Genomic DNA, 14,621 nt, shown 5'->3' with positions numbered 1-14,621 from the left:
AGATCGAGGTCCACACGGGGTTAAGGGTTCGAAACACGCTCCGCACTTACGCGCTGAGCACCTACCGCTGCCCGCCTTCTCAGGCCGGCTGGCCGAGCGCCCGGTACCACTGCAGCACCTGGTCGACCGCTTCGTCGACCGACAGCGCCGACGTATCGAGCAGCTTGGCATCTGCTGCGGGCTTGAGCGGCGCGGCCGCGCGATTGCTGTCGCGCGCATCACGTTCACGGAGATCCCGGAGCAAGTCATCAATATTAGCAGAAAAACCTTTTTGCATCAATTGCTTATGCCGTCTGGTCGCGCGCGCCTCGGCGCTGGCCGTCAGGAACACCTTCAGCACGGCGTCCGGGAAGATCACGGTACCCATGTCGCGCCCGTCCGCGACGAGGCCCGGCGTCTTGCGGAACGCGCGCTGGCGCGCGACGAGCGCGGTGCGCACCGGCCCGTGTACGGCGATCGCCGACGCGCGGTTGCCGACCGCTTCGGCGCGGATGTCGTTCGACACATCGACGCCGTCGAGCTGCGCGCAGCCTTCGCGAAACGTGATGTGGAGATCGTCGATCAGCTTCACCAGCGCGTCGATGTCCTCGGCCTCGATGCCGTAGCGCACGCTCGCGAGCGCGGCGAGCCGGTACAGCGCGCCGCTGTCGAGCAGATGGAAACCAAGATGCGCGGCGACGAGCGCGGCGACGGTGCCCTTGCCGGAAGCAGTCGGGCCGTCGATCGTGATGACGGGAGTCGGGTGAAAGGGTCGGGTCGATTTCATCAGAACAGTGGGGTCAGGCTTTGGCGAGCGCGGCGAAGCGGTCGAAATAGTCGGGGAACGTCTTGCCGACGCACTTCGGATCGTTGATCCGCACGGGCACGCCGCCCAGGCTGACGAGCGAGAAGCACATCGCCATCCGGTGATCGTCGTACGTATCGATCGCCGCGTTCCGCGTGAGCTTTTCCGGCGGCGTGACGACGAGGTAGTCCGGGCCTTCCTCGACGATCGCGCCGACCTTGCGCAGCTCGGTCGCCATCGCGGCGATGCGGTCGGTTTCCTTCACGCGCCAGCTCGCGATGTTGCGCAGCGTGCTCGTGCCGTTCGCGAACAGCGCCGCGACCGCGATGGTCATCGCCGCATCGGGGATCAGGTTGAAGTCCATGTCGATCGGCTCGAGCTTGCCGTGGTCGTGGCCGATGCCGCGCACGTCGATCCAGTCGTCGCCCATCGTCACGTTCGCGCCCATCTGCATCAGCGCGTTCGCGAAGCCGACATCGCCCTGGATGCTCGCCCGCCCCACGCCTTCGACGCGCAGCGGGCCGCCGCCGAGCGCGCCGGCCGCGAGGAAGTACGACGCGGACGACGCATCGCCCTCGACCATGATCCGCCCCGGCGAGCGGTAGCGGACGCCGGCCGGCACGACGAAGCGCTGCCAGCCGTCGCGCTCGACGGTCACGCCGAAGCGCTCCATCAGCCGGATCGTGATGTCGATGTACGGCTTCGAGATCAGCTCGCCATCGACCTCGACGACGATCTTGCCGTCCTTCGCCTTCACGAGCGGCAGCGTCATCAGCAGCGCCGTGAGGAACTGGCTCGACACGTCGCCGCGCACGCGGATCGGCGCGTCGACGGAAATGCTCGCCGGCTTGATCCGCAGCGGCGGGTAGCCTTCGTTCAGCTCGTAGTCGATCTGCGCGCCGATTTGCCTCAGACCGTCGACGAGATCGCCGATCGGCCGCTCGTGCATGCGCGGCACGCCGTGCACGCGATAGTCGCCGCCGTTCACCGCGAGCGCGGCGGTCAGCGGCCGCACGGCCGTGCCCGCGTTGCCGAGGAACAGGTCGGCCGTCTTCGCGGTGAATGCGCCGCGTGTGCCCGTCACGACGCAGGTGTCGCCATCGCGCGCGAGCTTCACGCCGAGCTTGCCGAGTGCGTCGAGCATCACGCGCGTATCGTCGGAGTCGAGCAGGTTGGTGATCGTGGTTTCGCCTTCGGCAAGCGCCGCGAGCAGCAGCACGCGGTTCGAAATGCTTTTCGAGCCGGGCAGGCGCACGGTGCCCGATGCACTGGAGTACGGGCCGAGATCGAGATAGTCCATGGGAATCGTCCTGTTATTTCTTGACCGGTTCGGCAGCGGGCGTACCGCCGCGCTCCTGCCATGCCTTGCGCGCAGCGCGCGAGCGCGTGAACACCGCTTCGAGCGCCGCGCCGTCGCCGGCATCGATCGCCGCGCGCAGCCGCGTGAGCACCCGCGTGTAGCCATCGAGCTCATCGAGCAGCGCCGCGCGGTTCGCGACGCACACGTCGCGCCACATCTCCGGGCTCGACGCCGCGATGCGCGTGAAATCGCGGAAGCCGCCTGCCGCGTACGAAAATTTCAGTTCCGCGTCGGCCTCGCCGAGGATCTGCTCGACGAGCGCGAACGACAGCACGTGCGGCAGGTGGCTGATCGACGCAAATACGCGATCGTGCTGCTCCGTGCTCATCGTGCGCACGTCGGCGCCGGTCGCACGCCACATCGCGTCGATTCGCGCGACCGATTCGGGGGCGTTCTCCGGCAGCGGGCACAGCACGACGTTGCGGCCGACGTACAGATCCGGCAATGCGGCCTCGACGCCGCTCGACTCGCGGCCGGCGATCGGGTGACCCGGCACGAACTGCGCGATCCGCGCGCCGAGCGCTTCGCGCGCGGCCGCAACGACATCGGACTTGGTGCTGCCCGCATCGGTGACGATCGTCGCCGCTTCAAGCCACGGCGCGATGCGCGCGAGCAACGGGCCCGTCTGCGCGACAGGTGCCGCCAGCAGCACCAGATCGGCGCCAGTCAACGCGTCGCGCAATTGCGCGTCGTCGTCGAGCGCCGCCGCGCGGTCGATCACGCCGAGTGCGAGCGCACGCTCGACCGAAGCACGCGAACGGCCCACGCCGACAACCTCGCCCGCGCCGCCCGGCGCGCGCTCGCGCAGCGCGCGGGCCAGCGATCCGCCGATCAGGCCGACGCCGAAGATGACCAGTTTATTGAATGCAAAGCCTGACACGACAAGAGCCAAGTTACGCGCACAGGACGACGCCCCGCACACGGAATTCCAGATTCAGGGCCACGGGACCGCATCCGGCGCAACCTGCGCCGGATGCCGCCCGAACCCGCCTTCGGCAGCACCGATCGGCCTGCCCTGCCCGCGTGGCCCCAACGCCTGCGCAAACAGGCGACGGGGCGCCACGCATCAGCGTGCGCGCGGATACGAACCGAGTATCTTCAGGAACGCGGCCTTCTGGCCGAGTTCCGCGAGCGCGGCCGCAACCGACGCATCGTCCCGGTGCCCTTCGATGTCGATGTAGAAGTAGTACTCCCACGTGCCGACGCGCGCCGGACGCGACTCGAAGCGCGTCATCGACACGCCGTGCCGCGCGAGCGGCTCGAGCAGCTTGAACACGGCGCCCGGTTCGTTCTTCACCGACACGATCAGCGATGTCTGGTCGTGACCGCTCTGCCCGGCCGGCTGCTTGCCGACGATCACGAAGCGCGTGCGGTTGTGCGGATCGTCCTGGATCAGCGAGAACGCGATCTGCAAGCCGTAATGTGCGGCCGCGCGGTCGCCCGCGATCGCCGCGACGGTCGGATCGGCCGCCGCGAGACGCGCAGCCTCCGCGTTGCTCGCCACCGCCTGCCGCTCGAGCTGCGGCGCATTCGCCGCGAGCCACTGCTGGCATTGCGCAAGCGCCTGCGCGTGTGCGCAGACGCGCTTCACGCCGTCGAGCGTGCCGCTCTGCGTCAGCAGGTTGTGATGGATCGGCAGCGCGAGTTCGCCGCTGATCAGCAATTGCGTCTGCAGCAACAGGTCGAGCGTGCGCGACACGGCGCCTTCGGTCGAATTCTCGACCGGCGCGATACCGAACGCGGACGCGCCGGCCTCGACCGAGCGGAACACCTCGTCGATCGACGGGCACGGCAGCCCTTCGATCGACTGGCCGAAATACTCGAGCATCGCCTGCTCGCTATACGTGCCGACCGGCCCGAGGAACGCGACGTGGATCGTCTGCTCGAGCGCGCGGCTCGCGGCCATGATCTCGCGCCAGATGGCGCTGATGTGCTCGCTCGCGAGCGGCCCCGCGCTCATGTCCTGCAGCCGGGCGATCACTTGCAGCTCGCGCTCCGGCCGGAACACCGGCGCGTTGAAATGCTTCTTGACCTCGCCCACCTCCAGCGCCACCGCGGCGCGCTGGTTCAGGAGCGCGATCAGCTGCGCGTCGATCGCATCGATGCGATCGCGCAGCGGTTTCAGGCGGGAATTCAGTTCGTCGTCCATGCGTTTTGCCGTGCTGTTTGAACAGCGCCGCCGTCAGGCGCCGCGCTGCTCGAAATCCTTCATGTACTCGACGAGCGCTTTCACGCCCTCGAGCGGCACCGCGTTGTAGATCGACGCCCGCATGCCGCCGACGGACTTGTGGCCCTTCAGCTGCAGCAGCCCGCGCGCCTTTGCGCCGGCAAGGAAGTCTTCGTTGCGCGTTTCGTCGGCCAGGAAAAACGGCACGTTCATCCGCGAACGTGCTGCCGGCTCGACCTTGTTCAGATAGAAACTGCTCGCGTCGATCGTGTCGTAGAGCAGCTTCGCCTTTTCGATATTGCGGGCCTCGATCGCTTCGAGGCCACCCTGCCGCTTCAGCCACTGGAACACCAGGCCCGCGATGTAGATCGCGTAGGTGGGCGGCGTGTTGTACAGCGAGTTGTTCGCGGCGATGGTCTTCCATTCGAACGCGGACGGGCAGATCGACAGCGCGCGGTCGAGCAGATCCTCGCGTACGATCACGAGCGTCACGCCGGCCATCCCGATGTTCTTCTGCGCGCCGCCGAACAGCACGCCGTACTTCGCGACGTCCATCGGACGCGACAGGATGTGCGACGAGACATCCGCGACCAGCGGCACGTCGCCGAGATCGGGAATCTCGAACGTCTCGACGCCGTCGATCGTCTCGTTGGTACACAGATGCACGTAGGCCGGATCGTCCGACAGCTGCCATTCGGCGCGCGCGGGCGCACGCGTGAAGCCGTCTTCCGTCTTGCCGGTGGCGGCGAGATGCGGCGTGCCGTATTTCTTCGCTTCGCTGAACGACTTCTGCGACCACGAGCCCGTGACGACGAAGTCGGCCGTCTTGCGCGACCCGAGCAGGTTCATCGGCACGATCGCGTTTTCCGCGATACCGCCGCCCTGCAGGAACAGGATCCGGTGACTGGCCGGCACGCCGAGCAGGTCGCGCAGGTCGGTCAGCGCGGCCTCGTGGATCGACATGAATTCCTTGCCGCGATGGCTCATTTCCATCACGCTCATGCCGCTGCCATGCCAGTCGAGCATTTCGTCGGCCGCTTGCCGCAGCACTTCCTCGGGCATCGCCGCAGGGCCGGCGGAGAAATTAAAGACGCGCATCGTGAAAACCTCGGAGGGACGCGACCGGCTCGCCGCCGGCAGAACGCGCCAGAAAAGAAATGGCCGCTTGCGCTCGCGCGCAAACGGCCATTATCGCACTGTCGTCAGGCTCCCGCCAAACCCGGCCGAACGGCCGGGGGCGTGCCCGGACGGCTTTACTTGCCCGGCTTGACTGCAGCGACTTCCTTGTCAGCCTGCGTGCGCGTTGCCTGGATAGCTTGCGGCATGTACTTCTGCATCAGGCCGTTGACCACGTCGCGACCGACCTGATCCTGAACCTGGATGAACTTGCGGCCCGTCGGGCTCTTGTAGAACGTCGTCAGATCCTTGATCTCCGACGTGCTGTAGTACTTCGCGTAGGCGTCGTACTGAGCCGACATCGCGTCGTTCTGGAACTGTTGCGTACCGAACACCTTGCCTGCGCCGTCAACCAGCTTCGGCACCGCGTTCTTCTGCAGCGTCGGAACGGCAGCCTGCTTCTGCTTGTCGTTCAGCGTCTTGTTTTCCGACAGCGCGTCCGACAGGATCGCCGGGACGAGTTGCTTGGCCTGCATTTCGGCGCTGTTGCCGATTGCCGACACGAGCTTCGGCGCGTCGATCGCGTCGAGCAGATCCTTGATCGCTGCCTTCTTGTCGGCGTCGATCGGCGCAGCTGCTGCCGGGGCTGCCGGTGCGGAATTCGACAGCGCTTGCGCCATCGCGAACGTCGGCACCAGTGCAGCCAGCAGAACCAGTTGCTTGAATTGCTTTTGCATCATCACTCCCTTTTGGAAATATGAATGGTTGCTCGCCGGCCGCGGCGCTTCGCGCCTGCGGCGGCTAGAGTCTCATCCGTTCTTCAGGCTTCGCCGTCCGACGCCTCGTCGGCTTCGCCCTCTCCCTCTTCGGCCTCCGCGATCTGCTGCAGGCCAGAGAGCTTGGTACCCTCATCGAGACTGATGAGTGTAACACCTTGCGTGGCACGCCCCATCTCGCGAATCTCCGAGACACGGGTGCGAATCAACACGCCGGCCGTCGTGATCAGCATGATCTGATCCTCGGCGTCGACGAGCGTTGCCGCCACGACCTTGCCGTTACGCTCGGACGTCTGGATCGCGATCATACCCTTCGTGCCGCGGCCGTGACGCGTGTACTCGGTGATCGGCGTGCGCTTGCCGTAACCGTTCTCGGTCGCGGTGAGCACCGTCTGCTCCTCGCTGCCGGCAACCAGCATCGCGATGACCTGCTGCCCGTCTTCCAGCTGCATGCCGCGCACGCCGCGCGCCTCGCGACCCATCGGACGCACGTCGTTCTCGTCGAAACGCACGGCCTTGCCGGAGTCCGAGAACAGCATCACGTCGTGCGCGCCGTCGGTGATCGACGCGCCGATCAGGAAGTCGCCTTCGTCGAGGCCGACCGCGATGATGCCCTTCTTCATCGGACGGCTGAATGCCTCGAGCGGCGTCTTCTTCACGGTGCCGAGCGACGTTGCCATGAAGATGAACTTGTCGGCCGAGAACTCCTTGACCGGCAGCACGACGTTGATCTTCTCGCCTTCCTGCAGCGGGAACATGTTGACGATCGGGCGGCCGCGCGAGTTGCGCGAGCCCTGCGGCACTTCATAGACCTTGACCCAGTACACGCGGCCGCGGTTCGAGAAGCACAGGATGTAATCGTGCGTGTTCGCGATGAACAGCGTCTCGATCCAGTCGTCTTCCTTCATCTGCGTCGCCTGCTTGCCGCGACCGCCGCGCTTCTGCGCACGGTACTCGGACAGCGGCTGCGACTTCACATAGCCCGCATGCGACATCGTGACGACCATGTCCTGCGGCGTGATCAGGTCTTCGGTGTTCAGCTCGGTCGCGTTCAGCTCGATCTTCGAGCGGCGCGCGTCGCCGAACTCGGCCTTCACCGAGGTCAGCTCCTCGCCGATCATCGTCGTGATCCGCTCGGGGCGCGCGAGGATGTCCAGCAGGTCGGCGATCTGGGCCATCACTTCGCGGTACTCGCCGATGATCTTGTCCTGCTCGAGGCCGGTCAGGCGCTGCAGACGCATCTGCAGGATTTCCTGGGCCTGCGTGTCGGACAGGCGGTACAGCCCGTCGGCCTGCATGCCGAACGCCGGGTTCAGGCCTTCCGGGCGGTACGCGGAGCGGCCGCCGGCCGCCGCGTTCTCGCTCTCGGCACGCGTGAGCATCTCGCGCACGAGCGACGAATCCCACGGCTTCGCCATCAACTCCGCCTTCGCGATCGGCGGCGTCGGCGCGGCCTTGATGATCGCGATGAACTCGTCGATGTTCGCGAGCGCGACCGCGAGACCTTCGAGCACGTGGCCGCGTTCGCGGGCCTTGCGCAGTTCGTAGATCGTGCGGCGCGTCAGCACTTCGCGTCGATGCGACAGGAAGCACTGCAGGATTTCCTTCAGGTTCAGCAGCTTCGGCTGGCCGTCGACGAGCGCGACCATGTTCATGCCGAACGTATCCTGGAGCTGCGTCGCCTTGTACAGGTTGTTCAGCACCACTTCCGGCACTTCACCGCGCTTGAGCTCGATCACGACGCGCATGCCGCTCTTGTCGGACTCGTCGCGGATGTCGGAGATGCCTTCGAGCTTCTTCTCGTTGACGAGCTCGGCGATCCGCTCGAGCAGCGAGCGCTTGTTCACCTGGTACGGCAGCTCGTCGACGATGATCGCCATCCGCTGGCCGCGGTCGATCTCCTCGAAGTGCGTGGCCGCGCGCATCACGACGCGGCCGCGCCCGGTGCGATAGCCGTCGCGCACGCCGGCGACGCCGTAGATGATGCCGGCCGTCGGGAAATCCGGCGCCGGGATGATCTCGATCAGCTCGTCGATCGTCGCTTCCGGGTTGCCCAGCAGGTGCTGGCACGCGTCGACGACTTCGTTCAGGTTGTGCGGGGGGATGTTGGTCGCCATGCCGACCGCAATACCCGACGAGCCGTTGATCAGCAGGTTCGGGATGCGCGACGGCAGGACCGACGGCTGCATTTCGTTGCCGTCGTAGTTCGGCTCGAAATCGACCGTTTCCTTGTCGATGTCGGCGAGCAGCTCGTGACCGATCTTCGCCATGCGAATTTCGGTGTAACGCATCGCCGCGGCATTGTCGCCGTCGATCGAGCCGAAGTTGCCCTGCCCGTCGATCAGCATGTAGCGCAGCGAGAAGTCCTGCGCCATCCGCACGATCGTGTCGTAGACCGCGGTGTCGCCGTGAGGGTGGTACTTACCGATCACGTCACCGACGATACGCGCCGACTTCTTGTACGCGCGGTTCCAGTCGTTGTTCAGTTCGTGCATCGCGAACAACACGCGCCGGTGCACGGGTTTCAGGCCATCGCGGACATCCGGGAGGGCACGTCCGACGATCACGCTCATCGCGTAATCGAGATACGAACGGCGCATTTCCTCTTCTAGGGAGGTGGGCAGGGTCTCTTTGGCGAATTGATCCATGTATCCGTATCGTTTCGGAGCGAAGACGGCGAACGCCTTTCGCGTGGGCGCTGCATGCGCAACGCAACGCGAGATTCTAACATGCGCCCATCAGCCGCCAATTCGCCCCCTCTATATATGAATAGCAAAAATCGCGGCGTCGACGAATCGGCCGCCATTGCACACCGCAATCGCACCCGGCTCGTCATCACAGATGAATGCCGCGTCACGTGTTCCTCGCGCACGAGTAAACAACTGCCTCCATCGGCGCAATTTCGCCGCCACACTCTTGACAATTCCTAAAAGTTACGGCAGGTCAGTGTTGCGCATGCACCACAAAGTTGAAGCGATCTTGGGGTGGGGAGGATTTTTTTTCGTAGGAAGGGAACGATATGGCAAAATGCCAACGCACTGAAAGTTAGACGCTGCTCGAAGTCTACACAGAGGCGGCGCCGCGTTTTTTGTGCCGCACCAATGTTATACTTCGAGCAATGTATGACTTGTCACCGTCAACAGGCTCGCAGTAAACCTGCGGTAATCTCAATTTCGAGAGGAGAAATATGAATAAACTTTCAAAGCTCGCGTTCATTGCAGCTACCGCAGTTATGGCTGCATCCGCTTCGGCACAGTCGGTGCCGGCGTCGCGCCAAGCCGTCAATGACAACTGGGTCAACGGCACGGGCGAATGGGTGTGGATGAACGGTACGAACGAGCTCTGCTGGCGCGATGCGTTCTGGACGCCGGCCACCGCCAACGCGAAGTGCGATGGCGCACTGGTCGCCCAGGCACCGGCACCGGCTCCGGTCGCTCCGGTCGCTCCGGCCATCACGAGCCAGAAGATCACGTATCAAGCTGACGCACTGTTCGACTTCGACAAGGCAACGCTCAAGCCGCTGGGCAAGCAAAAGCTGGACGAACTGTCGTCGAAGATCCAGGGCATGAACACGGAAGTGGTCGTCGCAACGGGCTACACGGACCGCATCGGTTCGGACAAGTACAACGACCGTCTGTCGCTGCGCCGTGCGCAAGCCGTGAAGTCGTACCTGGTCAGCAAGGGTGTGCCGGCCAACAAGATCTACACGGAAGGCAAGGGCAAGCGCAACCCGGTTACGACTGGCTGCAACCAGAAGAACCGCAAGCAACTCATCGCCTGCCTCGCACCGGACCGCCGCGTGGAAGTCGAAGTGGTTGGTACGCAAGAAGTCCAGAAGACGACCGTTCCGGCAAACTAAGCCGCGGTTTTCGACTGCTTCAAAGCCCCGCTCCGGCGGGGCTTTTTCTTTGACGCCCGCCCAGGCGCTCTCCGCTTCGCCGCTCGTCCGCTTCTTATATACTCGGGGCTGACGAATCGCAGCACCGCCCTCCTTCCGTAGCCCGTTTGCCGACATGACCAACGCCGATCCGCACGAACTCCAGAAATTCAGCGACCTCGCCCATCGGTGGTGGGATCCGAATGCCGAATTCAAGCCGCTGCACGACCTGAACCCGGTCCGGCTCGGCTGGATCGATGCGCATGCGCACCTCGCCGGCAAGCGCGCACTCGACATCGGCTGCGGCGGCGGCATCCTGTCCGAATCGATGGCCGGACTGGGCGCGCAGGTGAAAGGCATCGATCTGTCGACCGAAGCACTCGGCGTCGCCGACCTGCACAGTCTCGAAAGCGGTATCTCGGTCGATTACGAGGCCATCGCGGCCGAAGCAATTGCCGCGCGCGAACCGGGCACCTACGATGTCGTCACGTGCATGGAAATGCTCGAGCACGTGCCGTCGCCCGGCGATATCGTCGCCGCCTGCGCGACGCTCGTGAAGCCGGGTGGCTGGGTGTTCTTCTCGACGCTGAACCGCAACCTGAAGGCATACCTGTTCGCCGTGATCGGCGCGGAGTACATCGCACAAATGCTGCCGAAGGGCACGCACGACTACGCGCGCTTCATCCGTCCGTCGGAACTGGCCAGCTTCGTGCGGGCAACGGATCTGCACATCGTGGAGATCAAGGGCATCACGTATCACCCGATCGGCAAGCGCTTCGCGCTGTCGAACGACGCCGACATCAACTACCTCGTCGCGTGCCGTCGCGGCGCGTGACCTTCCAACCGGCATGACGACTCCCCTCTCGACCGCGCGGGCGGCACTCGACGAACCGCGCCTGCTGCACTGCGATGCCGTGCTGTTCGACCTGGACGGCACGCTCGCCGACACGGCCCCCGATCTCGCGGCCGCCGTCAACAAGATGCAACGCGTGCGCGACCTGCCCGAGACACCGCTCGACGTGCTGCGGCCGCTAGCCTCGGCCGGCGCGCGCGGCCTGCTCGGCGGCGCGTTCGGCATCGATCCGCACACGCCCGGTTATGAAGCGATGCGCGACGAGTTCCTGGCCAACTACGCGACGGATCTGTGCGTGCATACGACGCTGTTCCCCGGTATCGACGACGTGCTCGACGAACTCGACGCGCGCGGCGTGCGCTGGGGCATCGTCACGAACAAGGCCATGCGGCTCACGGCGCCGCTCGTTGACCTGCTCGGCCTCGCGCGGCGCGCCGCCTGCGTCGTCGGGGGCGACACAACGCCGCACCCGAAGCCGCACCCGGCCCCGCTGCTGCATGCGGCCGACCAGCTGACGCTCGCGCCTGCGCGCATCGTCTACGTCGGCGACGACCTGCGCGACATTCAAGCCGGGAGTGCCGCCGGCATGGCGACGGTCGCGGCGGCGTACGGCTATTGCGGGGATGGCGCCGCGCCGGCCGACTGGCAAGCGCAGCATCTCGTCGACACGACGCTGCAACTGCGCGAACTGCTGCGCGATGTTGGGCTATAATGATCGATCTTATCCGCGGGGGCGACCTGGTTTCGACAGGGGTTGTGAAGCGGCTAGGGCATGTCGAGGACCCGTCACCTCGTTAATCAATGGGAAAATCGTAACTGCAAACGACGATACGTTCGCACTGGCAGCCTAACGGCCGCCGTCCTCTGCCTAGTTCACTGACGGGCTAGTGTCGCAAGACCGGTAGCAATACCGCCAGAGGTCATTTACGTCAGTTAAGCCCTGTCGGCGTCGCGACGCCAGGGTCGAAAACCTAGCGAATCGCCGTAGTGCAGCGTGTTCGTCCGCGTCGCTGCGGTTAAATCAAATGACAGAACTAAACATGTAGAACTAGTCGTGGAGCGCTTCTGGACGCGGGTTCGATTCCCGCCGCCTCCACCAAATTCCGCGCTCGCCGCACGAACCCCGCATGACGCAAGTCTGCGGGGTTTTTTGTTGCCGGCGAAACGCACGCACCCGCTCCTTCCGAAAAAGCGCCCAGCCACGGGTGGGCCGGGCGGAATGCCACCGGACTTCCGGCGACAGGAGGTGACGGATAGCCTGCCGTGCCCGCGCACTCATCGATCGCGCCAGGCAGCGGCCCGCCCGGGTGCTGCGGCTCCAGGCGCGACGCGTCGTCGCACCCGGCATTCACGCACACCGGGCAATACGCGGTTTAGCTGCCGCGATACAGCGACTTCATTTCTTCAGCGGTGGCCGGACGCACGCCCATCGCACGCGAACCCGATGCCGATGCGCCCTGTGCCTGTGCGCCGTAACCGCTCGCGTCGGCGCCTTGCGCTTGCGCCAGCGCGGCACGCTGCTGCTCCGCAACACGCGCGGTGGCAGCCTGGATCGCCTCCGGGTAGTGCGGATCTTCACCGCGAGCGGAGTTGTAACCAGCCTGCTGCAGCTGGACCAGTTCGGCACGGACCTGCGCGCGGGTGATCGCCGAACCCGACTGGGCGAACGACACGACCGGGGCAACGAGAGCGGCAGCAACGACAACAGCTTGAACGAGCGATTTCATGATGACCTACCTCCAGATTTGTCCGTGTTCGCGGTGAACACCTTGTTCATCGCTGACAACCCGAAGTTTATGTAGGCGGATGCTTAAGAATAAGGCAGGTTTCTGGAAGACATCCTTCCTGATTTACGGGTTAACCCTAAATCAGCCGCCAGGCCGGCAACGCACCTCCTCTTCATCGCCCGGTATCGCATCGCATGACGATTCGACGGAAAGCAAAAGCCCCGCTAAGCGGCAACGCTTCGCGGGGCTCGGACAAAATCGGAATCGTACGGGACTCCTGCCATCACCAATCGCACAGCCAGGTCGACATGCGCGCGCAACACCCGCCGATCGAATCGGCACTGCAGGCGGCCCTCTCGTTCGGACGCGCCCGTCGGCCAGGTTACCGGCTATCCATCGGACACTTCAGATTGCAGCCGTTGGGGTCCCCCAGGTCACCCTTGCGGCGCAAGGCCGACTTCTTGCCGCTCTGGTATTTCTGCGACGGCGCGGACGCCGCGAACGGCATCTGCGGATGCTCGTTCAGGCGAAACTGTTCGCTCAGGATACCGCCGGGCACACCGGGCGAATTCTGCGCGAGCGCAAACGGCGAAACAGCGGCCAGCAGCCCCGCGGTCAACACTGCCGCGGTGAGGGGAACGGAAAATTTCATGGCGGGATGACGCTTGAACGGCGTACTTGTTGGAACGTTGGTCAAGCGGCAAGCGTAGCGCAAATCCCTTGCTGCTGCATCGCGGTTCGAGTGCGTCCGCGTTACCGGGAATTGCCCGCCGGCACGCCCGCGCCGTCGCCGCCGGCCAGCCCCGACGCGATGCTCGTCAGCGTTCCGCACGCAGCCGGATCGTAGCCGTCGAGATGCGCGACGCGCTCGACAAAGCGCGCATCGCGCAGCAGCGCCAGCACACCGGCGAGCGGCCGCGCGTCGAGCCGCGCGCGCTCACATGCGAAGTAATAGTCTTCATCGACGACCGGGATGAAATCGAGCCCGAAATGATGGGCGGCCGGCTCGACGCCGAAACCGAGATCGGCCATCCCGCTCGCGACGAACGCCGCGATCGCCGAATGCGTGAGCTCGGCCGACGCGTAGCCGTCGATGCGCTCGGGATCGATGCCGATCGCGCGCAGCGCGAGATCCAGCAGCATGCGCGTGCCCGACCCCGGCTGACGGTTGACGAAGCGGATGTCATGGCGCGCGAGATCCGCGAGCCCGCGAACCTGCTTCGGGTTGCCGCGCGGAATGAACAGCCCCTGCTGGCGCCGCGTCAGGTGGATCAGCACGTGGCGCGTATCGTCGAGCCACGGCCGGTAGATCTGCGCGCACTGCGCGCGAAACGCGCCGCGCGGCAGATGGAAGCCGGCCAGGTCGCATTCGCCGCGGGCAAGCGCCTGCACGGCCTCGACGCTCTCGCGATACTTGATGTCGACAGCCGCCTGCGCATCGACCAGCGCGGAGACGAGCGTCGCGACCGCGTAGCCGTGCGACGCATGGATCCGCACGGCGCCGTCGCGCTGCGCGAGCCGCCGGTTCAGGTCGCTCGCCACTTCGGCGGCCAGCGTGCGCAGGTTCCCGTCGAGCCGGCTGCGCGCGAGGCGCTGCGCTTCGACGACGGCCTGCCCGAGCGCCGACAGCGTCGAGCCCTTGCCGCGCGCGGTTTCGATCAGTTCCCCGCCGATGCACGCCTCCAGCGCACGCAGCATGCCCCATGCGTGCCGGTAGGACAGCCCTTTCGCTTGCGCGGCCTGCGCAATGCTGCCCGTGTCGGCCACGAGTTCGAGCAACGGCGCAACATCCGACAGGCTGGCCGCACGGCCTTCCGTGTCGCGTACGGTCAGATACGCGTCGCATTCGATGCGAATCAATTATGCACTCCGATTTCCTATTGCGACCGCCAAATCTTCCGCTTATCGTTGGTTAAAATCAATCAGAACGAAGTTGCGATGCGCACTATATGAACATCGAG

General features: G+C 65.3%; 13 protein-coding genes and 1 other RNA gene. 4 read left to right on the top strand and 10 right to left on the bottom strand.

The window, feature by feature from the left end:
* Positions 1–79: 79 nt before the first annotated feature.
* The 7 genes from cmk to gyrA form a co-directional block, all read right to left on the bottom strand.
* On the bottom strand, positions 80–766 hold the full coding sequence (gene cmk / locus CFB47_RS05315) for a (d)CMP kinase (RefSeq protein ID WP_039343267.1): 687 nt from the start codon (positions 764–766) through the stop codon (positions 80–82).
* Positions 767–779: 13 nt separating this feature from the next.
* On the bottom strand, positions 780–2,084 hold the full coding sequence (gene aroA / locus CFB47_RS05310) for a 3-phosphoshikimate 1-carboxyvinyltransferase (RefSeq protein ID WP_089460587.1): 1,305 nt from the start codon (positions 2,082–2,084) through the stop codon (positions 780–782).
* A gap of 13 nt (positions 2,085–2,097) precedes the next feature.
* On the bottom strand, positions 2,098–3,024 hold the full coding sequence (locus CFB47_RS05305) for a prephenate dehydrogenase/arogenate dehydrogenase family protein (protein WP_089424800.1): 927 nt from the start codon (positions 3,022–3,024) through the stop codon (positions 2,098–2,100).
* Between the two features lie 186 nt (positions 3,025–3,210).
* Entirely contained in the window at positions 3,211–4,293 is a 1,083-nt protein-coding gene (gene pheA, locus CFB47_RS05300) for a prephenate dehydratase (protein WP_011351331.1), read from the bottom strand.
* 33 nt (positions 4,294–4,326) lie between these two features.
* On the bottom strand, positions 4,327–5,409 hold the full coding sequence (gene serC / locus CFB47_RS05295; protein WP_089460586.1) for a 3-phosphoserine/phosphohydroxythreonine transaminase: 1,083 nt from the start codon (positions 5,407–5,409) through the stop codon (positions 4,327–4,329).
* A 155-nt stretch (positions 5,410–5,564) separates the two neighbouring features.
* Positions 5,565–6,164 carry a DUF2059 domain-containing protein gene (locus CFB47_RS05290; RefSeq protein WP_011351329.1) on the bottom strand — a complete coding sequence of 200 codons (600 nt, stop codon included), beginning with the start codon at positions 6,162–6,164 and terminating at the stop codon, positions 5,565–5,567.
* An 83-nt stretch (positions 6,165–6,247) separates the two neighbouring features.
* On the bottom strand, positions 6,248–8,851 hold the full coding sequence (gene gyrA, locus CFB47_RS05285) for a DNA gyrase subunit A (RefSeq protein WP_089439493.1): 2,604 nt from the start codon (positions 8,849–8,851) through the stop codon (positions 6,248–6,250).
* A 539-nt stretch (positions 8,852–9,390) separates the two neighbouring features.
* Here gyrA and ompA point away from each other — a divergent pair.
* The 4 genes from ompA to ssrA all read left to right on the top strand — a co-directional run bounded on the left by ompA (position 9,391) and on the right by ssrA (position 12,032).
* On the top strand, positions 9,391–10,062 hold the full coding sequence (gene ompA, locus CFB47_RS05280; RefSeq protein WP_039343284.1) for an outer membrane protein OmpA: 672 nt from the start codon (positions 9,391–9,393) through the stop codon (positions 10,060–10,062).
* Positions 10,063–10,216: 154 nt separating this feature from the next.
* Positions 10,217–10,915: a bifunctional 2-polyprenyl-6-hydroxyphenol methylase/3-demethylubiquinol 3-O-methyltransferase UbiG gene (ubiG, locus tag CFB47_RS05275; protein WP_089424797.1), complete on the top strand. Its 699-nt coding sequence runs from the start codon at positions 10,217–10,219 to the stop codon at positions 10,913–10,915.
* 13 nt (positions 10,916–10,928) lie between these two features.
* Positions 10,929–11,645, top strand: a complete 717-nt coding sequence (gph, locus tag CFB47_RS05270; protein WP_089455806.1) for a phosphoglycolate phosphatase — start codon at positions 10,929–10,931, stop codon at positions 11,643–11,645.
* 17 nt (positions 11,646–11,662) lie between these two features.
* Positions 11,663–12,032, top strand: a transfer-messenger RNA (tmRNA) gene (gene ssrA / locus CFB47_RS05265).
* Between the two features lie 274 nt (positions 12,033–12,306).
* Here the strand turns inward: ssrA and CFB47_RS05260 are convergent.
* The 3 genes from CFB47_RS05260 to CFB47_RS05250 all read right to left on the bottom strand — a co-directional run bounded on the left by CFB47_RS05260 (position 12,307) and on the right by CFB47_RS05250 (position 14,520).
* A complete protein-coding gene (locus CFB47_RS05260; RefSeq protein ID WP_089460585.1) occupies positions 12,307–12,660 on the bottom strand; it encodes a DUF4148 domain-containing protein in 354 nt (117 codons plus the stop codon).
* Positions 12,661–13,042: 382 nt separating this feature from the next.
* Positions 13,043–13,312, bottom strand: coding sequence for a hypothetical protein (locus CFB47_RS05255; RefSeq protein ID WP_089460584.1), 270 nt, complete (start codon positions 13,310–13,312; stop codon positions 13,043–13,045).
* A gap of 101 nt (positions 13,313–13,413) precedes the next feature.
* The gene (locus tag CFB47_RS05250; RefSeq protein ID WP_089460583.1) at positions 13,414–14,520 is read right to left on the bottom strand and encodes a substrate-binding domain-containing protein; all 1,107 of its coding nucleotides are present in this window, start codon (positions 14,518–14,520) and stop codon (positions 13,414–13,416) included.
* Positions 14,521–14,621: the final 101 nt, after the last annotated feature.

Origin of the sequence: Burkholderia sp. AU27893, assembly GCF_002223205.1 — a bacterium.
Classification (GTDB): Bacteria; Pseudomonadota; Gammaproteobacteria; order Burkholderiales; family Burkholderiaceae; genus Burkholderia.
The sequence above is the reverse complement of the archived record's forward strand: the minus strand, read 5'-3'. Positions and strand labels throughout refer to the sequence as shown.

Excerpts from the sequence above, each read along its gene's own strand:
- pheA (WP_011351331.1), bottom strand. The coding sequence starts at position 4,293 with ATGGACGACGAACTGAATTCCCGCCTGAAACCGCTGCGCGATCGCATC.
- ubiG (WP_089424797.1), top strand. The coding sequence starts at position 10,217 with ATGACCAACGCCGATCCGCACGAACTCCAGAAATTCAGCGACCTCGCC.
- CFB47_RS05260 (WP_089460585.1), bottom strand. The coding sequence starts at position 12,660 with ATGAAATCGCTCGTTCAAGCTGTTGTCGTTGCTGCCGCTCTCGTTGCC.
- CFB47_RS05255 (WP_089460584.1), bottom strand. The coding sequence starts at position 13,312 with ATGAAATTTTCCGTTCCCCTCACCGCGGCAGTGTTGACCGCGGGGCTG.
- gyrA (WP_089439493.1), bottom strand. The coding sequence starts at position 8,851 with ATGGATCAATTCGCCAAAGAGACCCTGCCCACCTCCCTAGAAGAGGAA.
- serC (WP_089460586.1), bottom strand. The coding sequence starts at position 5,409 with ATGCGCGTCTTTAATTTCTCCGCCGGCCCTGCGGCGATGCCCGAGGAA.
- gph (WP_089455806.1), top strand. The coding sequence starts at position 10,929 with ATGACGACTCCCCTCTCGACCGCGCGGGCGGCACTCGACGAACCGCGC.
- ompA (WP_039343284.1), top strand. The coding sequence starts at position 9,391 with ATGAATAAACTTTCAAAGCTCGCGTTCATTGCAGCTACCGCAGTTATG.
- aroA (WP_089460587.1), bottom strand. The coding sequence starts at position 2,084 with ATGGACTATCTCGATCTCGGCCCGTACTCCAGTGCATCGGGCACCGTG.
- cmk (WP_039343267.1), bottom strand. The coding sequence starts at position 766 with ATGAAATCGACCCGACCCTTTCACCCGACTCCCGTCATCACGATCGAC.
- CFB47_RS05290 (WP_011351329.1), bottom strand. The coding sequence starts at position 6,164 with ATGCAAAAGCAATTCAAGCAACTGGTTCTGCTGGCTGCACTGGTGCCG.